The organism is Pseudoalteromonas sp. T1lg10, assembly GCF_002964545.1.
Taxonomy (GTDB): Bacteria; Pseudomonadota; Gammaproteobacteria; order Enterobacterales; family Alteromonadaceae; genus Pseudoalteromonas.
Genome location: NZ_PQBV01000048.1, coordinates 1 through 219, shown reverse-complemented (window position 1 = coordinate 219; position 219 = coordinate 1). Strand labels below are relative to the sequence as shown.

The window sequence follows — 219 nt, the reverse complement described above, 5'->3', positions numbered from 1 at the left end:
CACACTTTGTGTCCCCTTCGTCTAGAGGCCTAGGACACCGCCCTTTCACGGCGGTCACAGGGGTTCGAATCCCCTAGGGGACGCCACTTTACTCGTATGGTAAGAGTTTAAATAACCAGTCCTAGTGACACACTTTGTGTCCCCTTCGTCTAGAGGCCTAGGACACCGCCCTTTCACGGCGGTAACAGGGGTTCGAATCCCCTAGGGGACGCCACTTTA

General features: G+C 55.3%; 2 tRNA genes. Both read left to right on the top strand.

From position 1 onward, the window contains the following. Positions 1 to 10: 10 nt before the first annotated feature. Positions 11 to 86, top strand: a tRNA-Glu gene (locus C2M17_RS12565). 52 nt (positions 87 to 138) lie between these two features. Continuing rightward, positions 139 to 214 (top strand) — tRNA-Glu (locus C2M17_RS12560). Positions 215 to 219 lie beyond the last annotated feature (5 nt).